This is a genomic window from Pararhodospirillum oryzae, assembly GCF_007992075.1.
GTDB classification, from domain to species: Bacteria; Pseudomonadota; Alphaproteobacteria; order Rhodospirillales; family Rhodospirillaceae; genus Pararhodospirillum; species Pararhodospirillum oryzae.
On record NZ_BJZO01000032.1, the window covers coordinates 1 to 16,800 of the forward strand.

Below are 16,800 nucleotides of genomic sequence, written 5' to 3' on the forward strand. Positions count from 1 at the left end.
GGGATACCACTTTTCCCGAACAGACAGGGAAAAGGGGATACCACTTTTCCCGAACAGACAGGGAAAAGGGGATACCACTTTTCCCGAACAGACAGACTCAGGCAAGGGCATCCGGAATCCGCCTGCTTCCATCCGAAGCGGACGGACTCCGGGCGCGACCGGCCCGGCTCTCCCGGGCCTTTTACAAGGAAAACCCTTCCGGGGAGAGGCCATCCCCCCCTCTCCTCGACGGCGTCGAGGGCGGGGCGGACAGGGGCGAAAGGCGGCGGTACATGGTGCGGTCCGCCAGGGCCGACAGGGAAATGGTCCGGTAGCCGCCCCCGCTGTCGCCCTGGCGCACCAGGCGGGCGTGGGGCGGCATGCCGCGCACCTTGATGACACTGTCGACGATCCAGACAGCCCCGTTTTCGCCATCGGACTTGGCGAATCGGTCAAGGGGTTTGATATCACGGAAACGGGAAGCGGTGGTGCCAAGATCGAAAATCCACACGGTGCGTTCTCCCCTGTTTGCGGTTCCGCCGACGCGGCCGATTTTTTGAGTCGGTCAAAGGGTTGCCCTCCCAAGGGAGCGCCCACGCCAAGACCTGCCTTTCGCAGGCTTGCACGAAAGTCTTGCCAAATTACCAAGATACTCCCGCAAGGGCGGGTCCCCTTCCCGCCGGGGATTTCCCTGAGCTTGAAACGTCCGGACGATGATCGACCGTTGTGGTCGGGCGGTGGCCGCGATACCCTGGGCGACCCAGGGACAGGTCACCCCTCAAGGGGCGAGGGGCCTGGAGTGTTCGGGCATGGGGTCCGGCGCGCGGGGCACGGGACACCCGCCAGGGCGTCCTTTCCCACATCACGGCCGCCGGCAAAATAGGGGGCAATGGGGCATGAACGAGCCCAAGTTTCGCTTGGTCACCCGGTCGGATTTCGATGGTCTGGTCGCGGCTATTCTGCTGCGTGAGCTCGACATGATCGATGGCATTACCTTCGTGCATCCGAAGGACATGCAAGACGGCAAAATCGACATCACAAACCGCGACATCACCACCAACCTTCCTTACGTGGAAGGGGTTCATTTGTGCTTTGACCACCACCTTTCGGAAACGGTGCGCGTGGGGCAGCACGATAACCATGTGATCGATCCGCAAGCCCCTTCGGCGGCCCGGGTGGTGTATAACTATTATGGGGGAAAGGAACGCTTCGCGGGCATTTCCGATGAACTGATGGAAGCGGTCGACAAGGCCGACTCGGCCCAATACACCGAGGAAGACATTCTGGCGCCCGACCGCTGGACCTTGCTTAATTTCATCATGGATCCCCGCACGGGCCTGGGACGGTTCCGGAACTTCACGATCTCGAACTACCAGTTGATGATGGACCTCATCGTCTACTGCCGCCACCATTCGATCGAGGAAATCCTGGCCCTGCCCGATGTCGAGGAACGGGTGCACCTGTACCTCGACCAGCGGGAAAAAGCCGAGCACCAGATCATGCGCAACAGCGTGGTCCACGGAGATCTGGTGGTCCTGGACCTGCGCGGCGAGGACCCGATCTACGCCAGCAATCGCTTCATGATCTACGCCTTGTTTCCCGAAGCCACCGTCTCCCTTCACGTGCTGGATGGGCGGGGCAAGACCAACACCGTCTTCGCCATCGGCAAGTCGATCCTCAACCGCGCCTCGCCTGTCAATGTGGGGGCCCTGGCCCTGGAATACGGCGGCGGGGGACACGAAGCCGCCGGCACCTGCCAGGTGGACAACGCCAACGCCGAACGGGTCCTGGGCGAACTGATCGCGCGCCTGAGCCCCTGACCCGACGCACCGGAAGGCAACGCCACCTCCTGGCCCGACCGCCCTGCCCCGGTGCCCTTTGTGCCTTTTCCGCCCCCCGAACGACGGGGGCCGGACGTGTTGTGGGAGCCCCGGGGCCATGTCCTCTTCCGTTGATCCGCGCACGGCCGTGGCCGTGGCCCGAGCCGGCCTTGAACGCCAGGGACGCCCCGCCACCCCGCGCCCCGGCGATCAGGCCTGTCAGCGCTGCGGCGCCGCCTTCCAGTGGGAGCGCGCTTCCTCGGGCGGTGGCTGGGTCATGCGCCTGGTCAAGGCGTCGGAGCGCTGCGATTGCGGCTATGGCCGCCGGGGCGGCCCCCGGCCCGACGGCGACTGAACGCCTTCAGCCTCCCGGGCCGGCCCGTTCCACCTTGAACAACCATTCCGTGACATGGGTGGGCCGGTTGGCCAGATTCCGGCAGCCGCGAAAGGTGTTGTAGGTCTGGTCATACCGGCTGACCCGCCCCAGGGAAGCCAGCAGGGCGTGCATGGTCCCGGGCGCGATGAATCCTTCCGAGTTGTAGGAAACCAGAAGGGTCCGGGCCGGACACAAGGCCAGCAGCCGGGCCAGCGTGGGCGCCGCCAGTGCGCGCACGTTGTAGGGCGAACGCCGCCAGTCGCGCGGAATCCCTGAAACCTGGCTGATCGCGCCGGGCTGCTGGTATTCCACGATCAGATTCAGCATGAAATAATTCGACCCATAGGGGTGTTGATTATAGGGCGGGTCAAGATAGGCCACGTCCACCGGAGGCAAGGCGGCCACGAAGGCCTCGGCGTCGAGCTGGCTCACCACGACCTCGCGCGAAAACCGCGACAGCACCGGAAACGGGATGTCGATCGGGGCCTGGATGCGCCCAAGCGCATGGCCCTGCGTGCCCCCGAACTGCCCAACCCCCTGGGCATTCTTGTAAAACCCCTTGAACACGCCGGGCGTGTTGACGTGGACCGAGGCCCGTTGAATCAAGGGCGCCAGCAAGAAGGGGCGAACCGGCGCGGGGGCCTGGTCGATGCCCTGGCGCGCCGCGTCGATGAACAGCGCGTTGCGCCGGGTATAAAACACCCGGTCCTGGGGCGTGATCCGGTCTTCGCGGGCGGGCGCGTACAGCGAGGTGATCACCCCGGGGGTCTGGTTGGCGGCGGCGCGCCGGTTGATCGCCTGGCGCCAGGCCTCGACCTCGGCCATGGGCACGTCGGCGCGGTTGGCGTGATAGGCGCGGTTGGACAGGGCGCTGTAGGCCTCGGCATCGTTGATGTACAAGCGCCGCGCATGGCGCCGGGCCATCCGGGACACGATGCCGGTGCCCGCGAACACATCGGCGAACGACACCAGCCGCCCGCCCAGGGCCGGCACGCACGACAGCAAGGCGGCCTCGATCATCGGCAGCAAGCGCCGCTTGTTGCCGATGTAGGTGATCAGTTGCTCGCTCAGGAAGGCGGGATCCTCGGCCCGGTCGGCCTCAAGCCCGGCGTCGGGGTCCCGGGCCCCCTCGCCTTCAATCGCCTCTCGCGTGTCGTCGGGCGCCTTGTCCATGACCGCTCCCGCCGGTGCCCCACCGATGCCAGGAACGCCCCGGTCGGACCGGCGCCCCCGCCGTCCCCCAGGATTTTCCCGTCCTTGCCCGCCGGACGGGAGTATAGCGCTTTTGTAGCCAGGAGACAGCAGGCGGACGAGAGGAGGGATCGATAAAGGGCGGCTACACCCGCCGGGCGAGGGCCAGGAGGCCCCCGGCCCCGATCATCAGGCCTCCCGTCACGCGATTGACCAGGCGCGCGGTGCCCGCGCGGGCGAGCGCGGAGGACAGGCGGGCGCCGCCGCTGGCGTAGAGCATGATGGAAGCGAACTCCAGCACCATCATCACCAGCACCAAGGCGGTGAGCTGCGCCACCAGCGGGCGGTGCGGATCCAGGAACTGGGGAAACAAGGCGGTCAGGAACACCATGGCCTTCGGGTTGCTGAAGGTGACCAGCAACCCGCGCCGGAACAAGCGTCCGGGCCGGGCCTCGTCGCTTCCGGGCGCCCCCGGAGCGATCGCGCCCACGGGGGCCCGCCAGGCGCTGATCCCCAGCCAGATCAGATAGGCGACCCCCAGCCACTTCAGCACCGAAAACGCCACCACCGACGTGCTGACCAGCGCCCCCAGGCCCAGCGCCGACACCAAGGCCATCAGCCCCAGCGCCAGCGCCATGCCCGCTCCCCCGGCCATGGAACGCCGTGGCCCATGACGCAGGCCCAGGCTCATGGCATACAGCATGTTGGGGCCCGGAATCAGCGAAACCGAGGCACTGGTCACGGCGAACAGAACAAGCGTTTGCGGATCCATGGCGGACGTCCTGAGGGAAACGGAGATCCTTCCCGTAAGGCCCAATCATCGCTTTTTTGTGGCCCTTGGTGCCGCCCCCAAGCCGACTAAAAACGGGAGGATCGGGCTTCCTTGGGCAACGCGAGAATCTCGGGCACCCGGCTATGATACGCGATCCAGTCGCGGGTCACGGGACAAATCCACCCCGCGACCATGAGAATGGAGGTGTGATCGGCGGCAAGATCACGCTTGAAAATGGGCTCATGATGAGCAATTCGATTGCGTAGTGTTCTTAAGTAATCCAAGGGCTCGTGAACATCGCCCCGCTTCGCCTTCACCTTGGGAAAGGCGCGATGAAGAGCCGGACGCCAGAAGGCCATCTCGTAATTCGCGGAAACCGAAGAACCAGCCTGCTTGCCGCCCTTTCCCAGCAAGGACACCCAGAAACCGAAAGACAAGGCTGCGACCATGTGCGGCGGATCAACGGGATAGCGGTTCCTGTTCAGGTTTTCCCTGGCGTTTGCAACCCGTGATCTCGCGCCCCTATCAAGGGGACAATCCGGATCATCGTACCAGTGCGGCCCATACCTCGAAACAAGTTCTCGGTGCAAGGCGTTACGCAAGCTCACTTCCAGCCCTTGAAGCGGGCCATAGAACGCGGCACAAAGCGCCGTGTTCCAGGTGTACAGGTGCAAGGCTTCGTCCAGATCGTCGTTCGTTTCGGCAAGATACGTTGCCACGCGCTCGGGTGATAACGACATCAGCAAGGTTTCACGATCCGCGTGTTCGCGCAAAAAGCCATTGACACTCATCGCAACCCCACCGATATATTCCCTGTACACCCCGGACCCGCCTCTGCCTCTGGCATGCGACCGGGGTTCAGTTTTTTCAGGCCTTCCTCAACGGCACCGGACTTGAAGGAAACCCGCCAAGCGGCGGGCAAGCCGCGGGACTGCCTTCCCTCCCCAAGGGGAGATGAAAACCCAGGGCGCGCGCAAAGCCCCCCTTAAGAGCGAAGAATATCCCCTATAAGGCGTTACTTTCCACAGGGTATCCTCATAAGAGTATGTTTTCTTCTCGACCCCGGCGTGAACCACGGTAGGATCCCGACCGTTCAAAACGGAAAGGAAGACCATGGAAGCCCCCTTGACCTGCCCCGAGTGCCATTCGGAACACGCCTATCACGACGGAAATCTGTGGGTGTGCCCGGAATGCGGCCATGAATGGAACCCGGAGACCAGCGAGGCCCCCGCCGACGACGCAACCATCCGCGATGCGAACGGCACCGTTCTGGCCGATGGCGACAGCGTGAGCGTGATCAAGGATCTGAAGGTCAAGGGCTCGTCCCTGGTCGTCAAGGGCGGCACCAAGGTAAAGAACATCCGCCTGGTGGAAAGCAGCGACGGGCACAACATTTCGTGCAAGATCGACGGCGTGGGCGCCATGGCCCTGAAGTCGGAATTCGTCAAAAAGGCGTGAAGGGCGCCGGAAGGAGGCGGGACCGGCTTCCCCTGAAGAAGACCGGACGACACCAACGGAATCGGGCGTGCGCATGCAGGGGATGGACCTGCACCATTGGTTTTACCGCCACGCATGGATGCGCCCCCTTCCCGGAACGGAAGGGCATCGCCCTCCCCTTTCGTGCCCCGCCCCCCCCCTGCTGGCGGATCCACCAACGAAAGGGAGACCAGGGGCGTCCTGCTCCGGAACCCATGGGGACCCGGCGTTTCAACGCGCCGGTTCCGCCTTGCCCCAAAACAACCGCTCCCCTTCCTGGGGCAGGACGTCAAAGGACCCGGGGGATCGTGCTGTCACAAGGCGCAACCACCGGGTCACGGCCCGCGTTATTCTGCATCCGGCACGCTCAACCCCAACACCGGCGCCAAACGCTGCAATCGCTCGACGATGGTGCTGATCGGTTCTTCGAATCCCACGGCCGCCTTGCGGATGTGATCAAAGGGAATGGTCCCTTCGAGCCAAGGTACCCTGCAGTCAAGATGACGGGACAGCAACCTGAGATCATCCTGGTTAACGCTCAGGTCGGTCAGCGTCACGACATCAACCTCAAGCATGGTCAACCCCAATACCGGCGCCAGACACTGCAACCGCCCGAGGATGGTGCTGATCGGTTTTTCCGATCTCACGGCCGCCGCGAGGATATGGACGGGGGGTATGGTCCCTTCGAGCCAGGGCGCCCTGCCGTCAAGATCACGGGACGCCAGCCAGAGATCACCCTGGTTAACGCTACTAAGGTCGGTCAGCGCCGCAACGTCGATCTCCGGTATGGTCAAGCCCAACACCGGCGCCAGATGCCGCAAGCGCTCCAGGACAGCGCGGACTGGCTCCCCGATTGCTTTGGCCCCCCTAACGATGTGGGCGGGGGGAATGGTTCCTTCGAGCCATGGCGCCCTGCCTTCAAGATCACGGGACAACAGCCTGAGATCATCCAGGTTAACGCTCAGGTCGGTCAGCGTCACGACATCAATCTCAAGCATGGTCAACCCCAACACCGGCGCCAGACGCCGCAACCGCCCAACAATGGTGGTGATCGGCCCTTCGAATTCCACGGCCGCCGCGAGGATGTGGACGGGGGGAATGGTCCCTTCGAGCCAAGGCGCCCTGCCGTCAAGATCACGGGACACCAGCTTGAGCTCATCCTGGTTAACGCTCAGGTCGGTCAGCGCCGCAACGTCGATCTCCGGTATGATCTCCCCTAACAAAGGCGTGAGATGCTGCAGCCGCTCAATGATAGCGCAGACCGGCTCTCCGAATGCTATGGCCGCCCCAAGGATATGGGCGGGGGGAATGGTTCCTTCGAACCAAGGCGCCGAGCCGTTAAGATCACGAGATAACAAGGCCGCCTCTACGGGAAATAGAGGGCAAAAATCCCCTCCTGCCCTTGGGATGATGGCGATTTTTTCAAAAAAATACCCGGATGGATCAGATAAAATCAATAAATAACGTATCCTCCCATTTCTTACGCTCCTTGGATAAGCCTCCTCTATATCTCTGATTGCATTGAACTTTCGATCGCAATTTTCTTGCTCGGATATTAATCTGAGTCTACGGCTATCGTTCCAAAGATGACGAAGGGCATCATACAATTTACCATCCGCGCCACATACGCCAATCCCAGCAAGATCGATGTGTCCAACACCCCGCCCAGCCTTTTCAGAATAAACTGGCACCGGAAGCAGGGGTCTTCCTTGGCTAATACGAAATTCCGCAGCCTTCTGAGCCACTCGTGGAAAGTTTTCCGCAAGACTGGCTAGAACAAGGAACGGGAAATCATCACGCTCGACCAACGGACAGTCAGATTTTTGTACGCGAGAGGATACGAAAGGATGGTTTTCTTCCAAGAAATTTTGCCGATCCGCCGTTAACAAAGGCGCATCACCGCCATACAAATTGCAGATAGGACGAAACCAATTGAAGCGATGCGGAGGAAGGGATTCCACCTCAACCATCAGACCGTCATTGAGCGTTAAAACTTTCTCAACACTTTCCTCCAAATGAAATTCGTCAGGCCCCCACCAATACACGGTTGGCTGATCAGACGAGCGAACCAATGTCCCCTCTTGATACTCCGTCCGCGGCTCCCAGTTTCCAGGCCACGCCACCGTCCGCTTTCCCTCGTGGACCACGACCGGAAATTCGGCGACAACAAGGTGCTCGTCCAGAAACCGGGCCACCGAGATGTCTTTCTTCTCACCGTCCACCGTGACGCTCGGTTGCGAAAGATACAGGCGCAGCGTTGTTCCGGAATCCCGCGCCTCAATATCGCGGCGGATGCGAAACAAGCTGCCGCTGCCGGAGATGGAAACGCTGAGGACAGCGCCGGGCCGGCCGGCACGCTCGAAGCGGCAGGTGACGATACGGATTTCATCGGCCAGCATAAAATAACTGAATACGCCGATGCCAAAGCGGCTGTTCGGCCAAAGCTTGATAGCCTCGCCGGCAACCGCGTCCCAATCGGCCCGTTCTTCCAGATACTCATCGGTATCGGTAAAGCGCTTGCCGGCGCGGGCGAAACACGACAGCAACACATGCTCGTCCATGCCAACACCGTTGTCCCGGCATTCGATAAACGGCCGCCCCGTGTCGTCCACGCCTTGTTCGATGGTGATCTGGCCTTCCCAGGCGGAGCGACGGCCGGGTGTTGTCTTGTCCAGATACAGTTCCCGCGCCCGGCGATAGCGACAGGCGTCCAGGGCGTTCTGGTAAAGCTCGCGGATGGCCAGTTCCGGGTCGCCGTACAACTGCGCCCCCATCAGCAATTCCTTGATCTGCTCGGCCTCCATGGTAAAGCGTACCGAGGTCCGCTCGTAGAGCGGCGGGGTGTCCCCCCATCTCCCCGCGATCTCGTTGTCCGGTGCCGGGGTGACCGCCTCGCCATAGCGAGATACCGCAAGGGACGTTTCGGAGGGACTCCAGTCCGCTTTCCGCGCCATCAACCAGTGCCCCAGCGCGTCCAGCGCCCGAACCTGCTCACACAGGGCAAAATCAAGGGCGGGATGGCGGCACTCGACGTTTAGGGTGACGGTCCCACCCTGAAAATCCCACCCCGCCCGGGTCGCTTGGGCCTGCTCCGTCGCCTCTGCCGCCGTCACCGGCTCGCCCAGCCCGATGTGGTCCACCACCACGGCCCCCAGTTCCAAGGCCTCCAGCGCCTGTTTCCCGGCCAGGGCCAACAAGGCCGCCAGCAAACGCGAACGAATCCCCCCTCCCCCCTCCCCGCGCAGGGCAGACGGCAACGGGGTGGTCAAAGGGTAGCGAGAATTTTCCCAGGCAGCCCGCAGGCGCTCGTCATCCGCCCCGATAAACCGGGCAAAACAGAACGGGTCGTCCTTGACCAGGGGAACCTGTTGCAGGTCCGGCAGGGAGGCGAACAGGGCGTTCTTCAGGCGGTCCACCGCTGAATCGTCCAGGAATCCCTGCTTCTCGCGCTTCCGCCACAGGCCCGGGTCACCGCACACGGCCCGGCGCAGCAACCACCAGGCCACGTCCCGCGCCGCTTGCGGTTTGTTCCGGGCGCGCAGGGCCGCGACCCGCCGGGTGATGTGCGGCTGCTTTTGCCAGCGAACCCGCAACGCCCGCCGCATCGGCGTTGCCGCCTCCCCGTTCGGGTCGGGCTCCAGGGGCGAAGGGCCGCCGTCTTGAAACGCCCACGCTTCGGCCTGCGCCACGGCGGCGGCCCGCAAAAACGGCGCCGCCACCGCCAGCGCCGTTTCAACCGTATTCAGGCATGGGGCAAGCCCTGCATTCCCAACCAGATCAACCAGCGCCTCCAGCGCCCTGATCGGAACGTCCAGGTCAACCCAATCGCTGTGCGGCGGATCGCCCGGCGCGCCCGGGCCATCGGTGCCGATCGGGGCGGTGGCGATCGACCAGCATTCCGCAGCCTGGGCGATGGCGGCGGCGCGCGCCGCGTCTTTATGTGGACCGTTGGCCTTGTCCCACAAACCGCAATCGGCCACCGCTTGCGCCCACGGTGCCGCATAGCGTGTCGGCGCCGGCGGACGACAGGAACAGCGCTTCAGTTCGTCCTGATAGACCTCCAGCCCATGCACCAGAATTTCAATCCCTGGATCCGCATAGGGAATTGGATTTACAGCGATTTCCTTTCGTAATTCCTCGGCTTTTTTATTGGCGAAGACAAGAACATCACTGCTTGCCACTCGCGGCACAAACAAAACCCAATACTTTATCCGGCCGTGGATCAGGTCTTTTAATTTATCGTGATTTTTAACAAATTTATCAACATCCGTTGAGATCTTGGCCTTTTGTTTCCGGGCGAGATCCCCCGTACTCGGCTGCCCTTCAGCCGCATAGCATTGATAGACCGTCCCATCCCTGGCCCAGGCATCGATCCCGCCATCGCCCCCGGCATCCGGGATGACGACGAGGTTGGTGGCCCCATGCTTGATGGTCAACAGGGCCACCGCGAAGGTTTCCCACTCCGCGCCGTCCCAAAGACGATAGGCTTCCTCGATCATCGGACCCTTTGGTGTCTTGCCTGCCTTTCGACAAGGAAAGACTTGCAAACGCGGCCCTGCAACTCCTTTCACCCTCCCCAGGAGGGTGATAACCAGGATTTTTCTTATGTGACCCAAGGGCAGCAACATCGCGCCGGACCTGGGTACCGGCACAAGCGTGCCGCCCCCTGGCAGCGGCTCGGCCAGGGGGCGGGGATCGGATCACGGAGTCCGCGCGCGTGCCTCGGCCGCCTGCATGGTGTTGGCCAGCAGGCAGGCAATGGTCATGGGGCCCACGCCACCCGGCACCGGGGTGAGGGCCCCGGCCACCGCCTCCACGTCGTCGAAGGCCACGTCGCCGACCAGACGCGTCTTGCCGTCGGGAGTGCTCACCCGGTTGATGCCCACGTCGATCACCGTGGCCCCGGGCTTGATCCAGTCCGCGCGCACCAGTTCCGGGCGCCCCACCGCCGCCACCACGATATCGGCCCGCCGGCAGACCGCCGGCAGGTCGCGGGTGCGCGAGTGGGCCAGGGTCACCGTGCAGTGACGCGACAAAAGCAACTGCGCCATGGGCTTGCCAACAATGGCCGAACGCCCGATCACCACCGCTTCCAACCCCGCCAGATCGCCCAGGGTATCTTCCAGTAGCATCAGGCAGCCCAAAGGCGTGCACGGCACCAGCCCGGGCTGGCCCAGGGCCAGGCGTCCGGCGTTGACCACGTGGAAGCCGTCCACGTCCTTGGCGGGATCGATGGCCGCGAGCACCAGGGCCTCGTCCACGCCCTTGGGCAAGGGCAGCTGCACCAAAATGCCGTCCACCCGGTCGTCGGCGTTCAAGCGCGCGATCAGGTCCAGAAGCGTGGCGGTCGGCGTGTCGGCGGACAGGCGATGCTCGAACGAGGCCATGCCGGCGGCCACGGTTTCGCGCCCCTTGTTGCGCACGTACACCTGGCTGGCCGGGTCCTCGCCCACCAGCACCACGGCAAGCCCGGGCACCCGCCCCGCCTGCTGGTGAAACGCCGCCACCTGCCCGGCCACCCGCGCGCGCAGGCCGGCGGCAAAGGCCTTGCCGTCGATCCGGCGCGCGCCCGACGCCCCCGCGCTCATCGCCGGAACACCACGGTGCGGGTGCCATTGGGCAGCACCCGGTGCTCCACGTGATCTTGCACCGCGCGGGCCAGCACCACGCTTTCAATATCGCGACCCAGCGCGACCAGATCGTCGGGGGTGTGGGCGTGATCGACCCGTTCAACCGCCTGCTCGATGATCGGACCTTCGTCGAGGTCGGTGGTCACGTAATGGGCCGTGGCGCCGATCAGCTTCACCCCCCGGGCGTGGGCCTGGTGGTAGGGCTTGGCCCCCTTGAAGCTGGGCAGGAACGAGTGGTGGATGTTGATGCACCGCCACGACAGGGCCGCGCACAACTCGGGACTAAGAACCTGCATGTAGCGCGCCAGCACCACCAGATCGATGTTCAGGCGATCGACCATCTCCAGGATGGCCGCTTCCTGGCTGGCCTTGGTTTCACGGGTCACCGGCAGGTGGTGATAGGGAATCCCGTGCCATTCCACCACCCGCTGGAAATCGGGATGATTGGAAACCACGGCCGGAATTTCGACCGGCAGCGCCCCATTGCGGTAGCGGTACAGCAAGTCGTTCAAGCAGTGATCGAACTTGGAGACCAGGATCAAAAGGCGTGGCTTGACCGAGCCATCATGGATCGCCCAATCCATTTGAAAGCGTTCGGCGAGTGGCTCGAAGGCGGCGCGCAGATCATCGAGCGCCGGCATGCCCGGGCGCTCCACGAACACGGTGCGCATGAAAAAGCGCCCGCCGATCGAATCGCCGAAATGCTCGGACTTGGTGATGAACAGGTCCTGACCGGACAGGAATCCCGAGACGGCGGCAACAATGCCGATGGTGTCGGGGCAGGTAATGGTCAGCACGAAGTGCTTGGCGGCGATCGTTGGCATCGCTCGACATCCCGAAAGCGGCGGATCATGACGGAAAACAAGGGCACGGCGCCCGGACCGGGAGGGGGAGAAAGGCGCTCGAAGCCTGGCGCCTTCCCCGGTTCCCGGGCGGACGAAGGCTAGCAGTCCATGGTGTGCAGCCGTTCCCAAGCGCTGGCATGGCTCATGAAGGCGTTCCATTCGGCCATCTTGAGCTTGATGTAGCTGTCCACGAAGGCAGAGCCGAAGCCCTCGCGCACCACCTCCGAGCGCTCCATCAGGCGCAGCGCGTCCAGAAGATTAAGCGGCAGCTTGCGCACGTTCTTCAAGGTGTGGCCGTCGGTGTACATGTTGATGTCCAGGCGTTCGCCGGGATCGCGGTCGTTGGCGATGCCGTCCAGGCCGGCCACCAGAATCGCCGCCGGGGCCAGGTAGGGGTTGGTCGCCCCGTCCATCAGGCGGAACTCGAATCGCCCGGCCTCGGGAATGCGCACCATGTGGGTGCGGTTGTTGCCCGTGTAGGTGATGGTGTTGGGCGACCACGTGGCCCCCGACGCCGTGACCGGGGCGTTGATGCGCTTGAAGCTGTTGACCGACGGATTGAACAGCGCGCACAGGTCGGCGGCCGAGTGCATGACCCCGCCCAGGAACTTGTACGAAAGCGCGCTCATGCCCAGCTCGCCGTCCGCGTCCTCGAAGAGGTTGCGCGCCCCGTCCCACACGCTGACGTGCATGTGGCAGCCACTGCCGGTCAGGCCATTGAACGGCTTGGGCATGAAGGTGGCCCGCATCCCGGCCTGCTCGGCCAGGGTCTTGGTCATGTACTTGAAGAACACATGACGGTCGGCGGTCACCAGGACATCGTCGTATTCCCAGTTCATTTCGAACTGACCGTTGGCGTCCTCGTGGTCGTTCTGGTACGGGCCCCAGCCCAGGGTCAGCATCCCGTCGCACAGGGCCTTGATCAGGTCGAACTGGCGCATCAAGGCCAGCTGGTCGTAGCAGGGCTTGGGATAGGTATCGAGGCCATCCCCGATCGCGGTTCCTTCCTGGTTCAGCAAGAAGAACTCGCATTCCACCCCGGTCTTCATCTGCAAGCCCTGGGCCCTGGCCTTCGCGATCAGGCGCTTGAGCACATTGCGCGGCGCGTCCTCGACCAGTTCCCCGTCGCAATACAGATCCGAGGCCAGCCAGCCCACCTCGGGCTTCCAGGGCAATTGAATGAGGCTCGCCGGATCGGGAACCGCCAGCGTGTCGGGATGGGCCGGGGTCTGATCCAGGTGGGTCGCGAAGCCCGCGAAGCCCGCTCCGTCCCGCTGCATTTTGGTGATCGCCGCCGCCGGAACGAGTTTAGCGCGCAAAACACCAAACAGATCGACGTAAGATATCAAAAAATACTGGATACCGCGTTCCTTGGCGATCTCGGCGAGGTTTTCAACCATTGTCGTCCCCTGTCACTCTGCCTAAAATACCGGCACCATCGGCCCATGCCCTCAAAATCGGCAAACGCACCCTAGGCCAACTCCTTTTCGCTTTCAACTGGGAAGAAAATTTTTTTCCGCTCATGGCGCACGGCCGGGTGCAAAAAGGAAAAAGGACGGGGAGGCAAGGCCTCCCCGTGCCCCTCCTTTCCTTGAAGCCCCGGGGGCCCGGGCTCCCCTTCGGACACGAAAGAAAGAGGGGAGGCCTGGAGGCCCCGCCTCCAGGCGGGTCCGGGCGGCAGCCCGGGCCGAAGGCTCCTCCCCAACGCCAAGGGAGGAAAAGGGCGGGGAGGCGCGGCCTCCCCGCGCCCCTCCCTTCCTTGAAGTCCGGAGGGATTTTCCCAGCAGGAAACTTTTTTGCATAAAGCCGTTGACCGGGCGCGGGCACGGTTGCTACGGTTTGGGGGTCGCACAAGGGAGAGATGGCGATGTGCGGAATAGCTGGACTTCTCTTTAAAACCCCGACGGCCAACCATGTGCTGGGCCACGCGCTGGCCACCATGCTGGATGGCTGTCAGCATCGCGGACCCGATTCCACCGGGTTTGCGTTGTACGAGACCCCGGCCGAAGGGCTGCGCCTGCGGTTCCTGGTCGAGGAAAACGATCAGGCGGCGCTCGCGCGCATCCGAAAGGCCCTGGCCGAACAGGGCGCCACGCTCAAAAGCGAGCGGCGCGAAGGCGCCAGCGTGGTGGTCGAGGTCGCCCATGCCGGCGAGATCCGCCCCTTTGCCTATGCCATGGAGCATGCGGCCAAGCTGGTGTCGATCGGGGCCGCGCTCGACATCATCAAGGACGTGGGCACCGCCCGCGATCTCGATGACATTTACAACGTCAGCGCCATTCAAGGCAGCCATGGCCTGGGCCACGTGCGCCTGGCAACCGAATCCGAGGTCAAGCCCGAGGCGGCGCATCCCTTCTGGGCCACCGGGTTCGCCGACATTGCCATCGTCCACAACGGCCAGATCACCAACTACTGGAAGATGCGCCGGCGGCTGGAAGCGCGCGATTTCGAGTTTCGCACCGACAACGATTCCGAACTGATCGCGGTGTACCTGGCCGACAAGCTGGCCCAGGGCACGCCCCTGGAAACGGCGCTGGCCCAGTCGGTGGACGACCTCGACGGAACGTTTTCGTTCCTGGTCTCGACCCGCGACGGCATCGGCTTCGCCAAGGACCGCCTGGCCGCCAAGCCGATGGTCATGTACGAGGACGACAGCCTGGTGGCCATCGCGTCCGAGGAAGTTTCGCTGAACCGCCTGTTTCCGGGTCAGCCCCTTTCCACCACCGAACCTGCACCGGGAACCTATCGCACATGGTCACGATCGATCTAAGCAGCCTGAGCGTGCGCGAGGCCAACGACGCCCTGCGCGCCGCCGCCGCCCGGGGAGAGGACATTGACGTCATCAACCCCGATGCCCGCCACCATATCGGGGTTGGCCTGGTTCATCCGGTCACGGTGCGCGTGCATGGCTCGGCCGGCTATTTCTGCGCCGGTCTGTCGCATGGCGCCCGCTTCGAGGTGGAGTCCAACGTCGGCTGGGGCGTGGGGGATTCCCTGTACGCGGGCACGGTGGTGGTGGGCGGCAACGCCGGGGCCATCGCCGGGGTGGCCCTGCGGGGCGGCGAGGTGGTGGTCAAGGGCAACGTGGGCAGCCGCGCCGGCCAGGTGATGAAGGACGGCACCTTGCTGTGCTGCGGCAACGCGAGCTTCCTGGCCGGCTACATGATGTACGGAGGCCGGATCATCATCCTGGGCGATTCGGGCGAACGGGTGGGCGAAGACATGTCGGCGGGCGCCATTTACGTGGGCGGCCGCGTGCAGTCCCTGGGCTCCGACGCCAAGGTGGAAACCCCGAGCCCCGACGAGGAAGCCGACGTGAAGGCGTTCCTGGCCCGGCATGGCATCGCGTTCGACGGCTCGTTCACCAAGGTTGTCAACGCCGGCACCAAGCTGCGCTACGGGGTTTCCGAACCCATCGGCCGCCCCCAGCCCCACACCGTGTTCTCGGAAGGCGCCAGTTACTGGAACGCCAAGGTCGTGGAGGACATCCGCGCGAAAAGCCTGATCGGGCGCTATCGCATCCGGGGCTATGGCGCGTCCAAGGCGGTGCCGCATTTCTCGGACATCGCGATCAAGGTGGATCCGGCCCGGGTGGGGGCCGCCGGCGATCCGCTGGCCGCCGTGACCCTGGCGACCACGCTGGGCGATCGCTTCGGGGCCGCGCCGCTGCGCTTGTCCATGCCGGTGATGATCGCGCCCATGAGCTACGGCGCCTTGTCGAAATCCACCAAGATCGCGCTGGCCCGGGCTTCCCGCCTGTCCGACATCGTGGAGAACACCGGCGAGGGCGGCATGCTGCCCGAGGAACGGGCCGAGGCCCGGCAGTTGATCTATCAGTGCCTTTCCGGCCGCCTGGGCTGGAACATCCACGACATGCTGAAGGCCGACGCGCTGGAGATCTACATCAGCCAGGGCGCCAAGCCGGGCCTGGGCGGACAGTTGATGGCGAAGAAGGTCACGCGCGAGCTGGCCGCCATTCGCGGCATTCCCGAAGGCATCGACCTGCGCTCGCCCTCGCGCCACCCCGACATCATGGGCGCCGACGATCTGGTGATCAAAATCGAGGAATTCCGCGAGGCCACCGGCTACGCCAAGCCGATTTCGGTCAAGATGGGCGCGGGCCGGGTGCGCGACGACATCAAGATTGCCTACAAGGACGGCTTCGATTTCGTCCAGCTTGACGGCATGCAGGGCTCGACCGGCGCGGCCTCGACCGAGGTGCTGGAAAACATGGGCATCCCCACCCTGGCGGCCTTGCAAGAAGCCCTGGATGGCCTGGCCGAGATCGACCACAAGGGCGACATGCCCATCGTGCTGATGGGCGGCATCAAGGACGGAGTGGACGCGGTCAAGGCCCTGGCGCTGGGCGCGAGCGCGGTGGCCATGGGCACCGCCGCCCTGATCGCCGGCGGCTGCATCAGCTGCATGCAGTGCCACGTGGGCAACTGCGTGGTCGGCATCGCGACCCAGGATCCCGAGCACGAGGCCCGCTACAAGACCGAGGTCCAGGCCCAGGCCATGCACCGTTTCTTCGAGGCGGTGCGCTGGCAGATCGCGGCCCTGACCCAGGCCCTGGGGCACACCGACGTTCGCCAGCTGTCGCGCGCCGACCTGGTGGCCCTGACCCCGGAGGCGGCCGCGATCACCGGCCTGCCTTTTGATCCCGCCTACCGGGCGGTCCACGAGCAACTCCAGTCGCAGGTGGCCTGAT

13 protein-coding genes are annotated in these 16,800 nt (G+C 64.1%); 5 read left to right on the top strand and 8 right to left on the bottom strand.

The window, feature by feature from the left end; genetic code table 11:
* Nucleotides 1-181: 181 nt before the first annotated feature.
* A complete protein-coding gene (locus ROR02_RS07000) occupies nt 182-490 on the bottom strand; it encodes a hypothetical protein (protein ID WP_174823016.1) in 309 nt (102 codons plus the stop codon).
* A 385-nt stretch (nt 491-875) separates the two neighbouring features.
* Between ROR02_RS07000 and ROR02_RS07005 the strand changes: the two genes are divergently transcribed.
* Both ROR02_RS07005 and ROR02_RS07010 read left to right on the top strand, forming a co-directional pair.
* Entirely contained in the window at nt 876-1,799 is a 924-nt protein-coding gene (locus tag ROR02_RS07005; RefSeq protein ID WP_147163307.1) for an exopolyphosphatase, read from the top strand.
* Between the two features lie 118 nt (nt 1,800-1,917).
* Entirely contained in the window at nt 1,918-2,154 is a 237-nt protein-coding gene (locus tag ROR02_RS07010; protein WP_147163308.1) for a hypothetical protein, read from the top strand.
* 6 nt (nt 2,155-2,160) lie between these two features.
* Here ROR02_RS07010 and ROR02_RS07015 read toward each other — a convergent pair whose 3' ends face one another.
* The 3 genes from ROR02_RS07015 to ROR02_RS07025 all read right to left on the bottom strand — a co-directional run bounded on the left by ROR02_RS07015 (nt 2,161) and on the right by ROR02_RS07025 (nt 4,959).
* Entirely contained in the window at nt 2,161-3,348 is a 1,188-nt protein-coding gene (locus ROR02_RS07015) for a DNA adenine methylase (protein WP_147163309.1), read from the bottom strand.
* 163 nt (nt 3,349-3,511) lie between these two features.
* Nucleotides 3,512-4,138 carry a LysE family translocator gene (locus ROR02_RS07020; protein WP_147163310.1) on the bottom strand — a complete coding sequence of 209 codons (627 nt, stop codon included), beginning with the start codon at nt 4,136-4,138 and terminating at the stop codon, nt 3,512-3,514.
* A gap of 86 nt (nt 4,139-4,224) precedes the next feature.
* Nucleotides 4,225-4,959, bottom strand: a complete 735-nt coding sequence (locus ROR02_RS07025; protein WP_246135441.1) for an Abi family protein — start codon at nt 4,957-4,959, stop codon at nt 4,225-4,227.
* A gap of 292 nt (nt 4,960-5,251) precedes the next feature.
* On the opposite strand from ROR02_RS07025, the gene ROR02_RS07030 reads away from it, so the two are divergent.
* Nucleotides 5,252-5,596, top strand: coding sequence for a zinc ribbon domain-containing protein YjdM (locus ROR02_RS07030; protein WP_147163311.1), 345 nt, complete (start codon nt 5,252-5,254; stop codon nt 5,594-5,596).
* 365 nt (nt 5,597-5,961) lie between these two features.
* Here ROR02_RS07030 and ROR02_RS07035 read toward each other — a convergent pair whose 3' ends face one another.
* The 4 genes from ROR02_RS07035 to glnT form a co-directional block, all read right to left on the bottom strand.
* Complete coding sequence (locus tag ROR02_RS07035) at nt 5,962-10,113, bottom strand: wHTH domain-containing protein (protein WP_147163312.1); 4,152 nt, start codon at nt 10,111-10,113, stop codon at nt 5,962-5,964.
* Nucleotides 10,114-10,314: 201 nt separating this feature from the next.
* Nucleotides 10,315-11,202, bottom strand: a complete 888-nt coding sequence (folD, locus tag ROR02_RS07040) for a bifunctional methylenetetrahydrofolate dehydrogenase/methenyltetrahydrofolate cyclohydrolase FolD (RefSeq protein ID WP_147163313.1) — start codon at nt 11,200-11,202, stop codon at nt 10,315-10,317.
* On the bottom strand, nt 11,199-12,068 hold the full coding sequence (purU, locus tag ROR02_RS07045; RefSeq protein ID WP_147163314.1) for a formyltetrahydrofolate deformylase: 870 nt from the start codon (nt 12,066-12,068) through the stop codon (nt 11,199-11,201). Before purU ends, folD begins: the two co-directional genes overlap by 4 nt.
* Before the next feature lie 119 nt (nt 12,069-12,187).
* On the bottom strand, nt 12,188-13,489 hold the full coding sequence (gene glnT, locus ROR02_RS07050) for a type III glutamate--ammonia ligase (RefSeq protein WP_147163315.1): 1,302 nt from the start codon (nt 13,487-13,489) through the stop codon (nt 12,188-12,190).
* A gap of 467 nt (nt 13,490-13,956) precedes the next feature.
* On the opposite strand from glnT, the gene ROR02_RS07055 reads away from it, so the two are divergent.
* Both ROR02_RS07055 and ROR02_RS07060 read left to right on the top strand, forming a co-directional pair.
* Nucleotides 13,957-14,859: a class II glutamine amidotransferase gene (locus ROR02_RS07055; RefSeq protein ID WP_147163316.1), complete on the top strand. Its 903-nt coding sequence runs from the start codon at nt 13,957-13,959 to the stop codon at nt 14,857-14,859.
* Nucleotides 14,841-16,799, top strand: coding sequence for a glutamate synthase-related protein (locus ROR02_RS07060; RefSeq protein ID WP_147163317.1), 1,959 nt, complete (start codon nt 14,841-14,843; stop codon nt 16,797-16,799). Before ROR02_RS07055 ends, ROR02_RS07060 begins: the two co-directional genes overlap by 19 nt.
* Nucleotide 16,800: the final 1 nt, after the last annotated feature.

What these genes read in the sequence shown, in the direction of transcription:
- ROR02_RS07005 (WP_147163307.1), top strand. Translation starts at nt 876, where the DNA reads ATGAACGAGCCCAAGTTTCGCTTGGTCACCCGGTCGGATTTCGATGGT.
- ROR02_RS07010 (WP_147163308.1), top strand. Translation starts at nt 1,918, where the DNA reads ATGTCCTCTTCCGTTGATCCGCGCACGGCCGTGGCCGTGGCCCGAGCC.
- ROR02_RS07015 (WP_147163309.1), bottom strand. Translation starts at nt 3,348, where the DNA reads ATGGACAAGGCGCCCGACGACACGCGAGAGGCGATTGAAGGCGAGGGG.
- ROR02_RS07020 (WP_147163310.1), bottom strand. Translation starts at nt 4,138, where the DNA reads ATGGATCCGCAAACGCTTGTTCTGTTCGCCGTGACCAGTGCCTCGGTT.
- ROR02_RS07030 (WP_147163311.1), top strand. Translation starts at nt 5,252, where the DNA reads ATGGAAGCCCCCTTGACCTGCCCCGAGTGCCATTCGGAACACGCCTAT.
- ROR02_RS07035 (WP_147163312.1), bottom strand. Translation starts at nt 10,113, where the DNA reads ATGATCGAGGAAGCCTATCGTCTTTGGGACGGCGCGGAGTGGGAAACC.
- folD (WP_147163313.1), bottom strand. Translation starts at nt 11,202, where the DNA reads ATGAGCGCGGGGGCGTCGGGCGCGCGCCGGATCGACGGCAAGGCCTTT.
- purU (WP_147163314.1), bottom strand. Translation starts at nt 12,068, where the DNA reads ATGCCAACGATCGCCGCCAAGCACTTCGTGCTGACCATTACCTGCCCC.
- glnT (WP_147163315.1), bottom strand. Translation starts at nt 13,489, where the DNA reads ATGGTTGAAAACCTCGCCGAGATCGCCAAGGAACGCGGTATCCAGTAT.
- ROR02_RS07055 (WP_147163316.1), top strand. Translation starts at nt 13,957, where the DNA reads ATGTGCGGAATAGCTGGACTTCTCTTTAAAACCCCGACGGCCAACCAT.
- ROR02_RS07060 (WP_147163317.1), top strand. Translation starts at nt 14,841, where the DNA reads ATGGTCACGATCGATCTAAGCAGCCTGAGCGTGCGCGAGGCCAACGAC.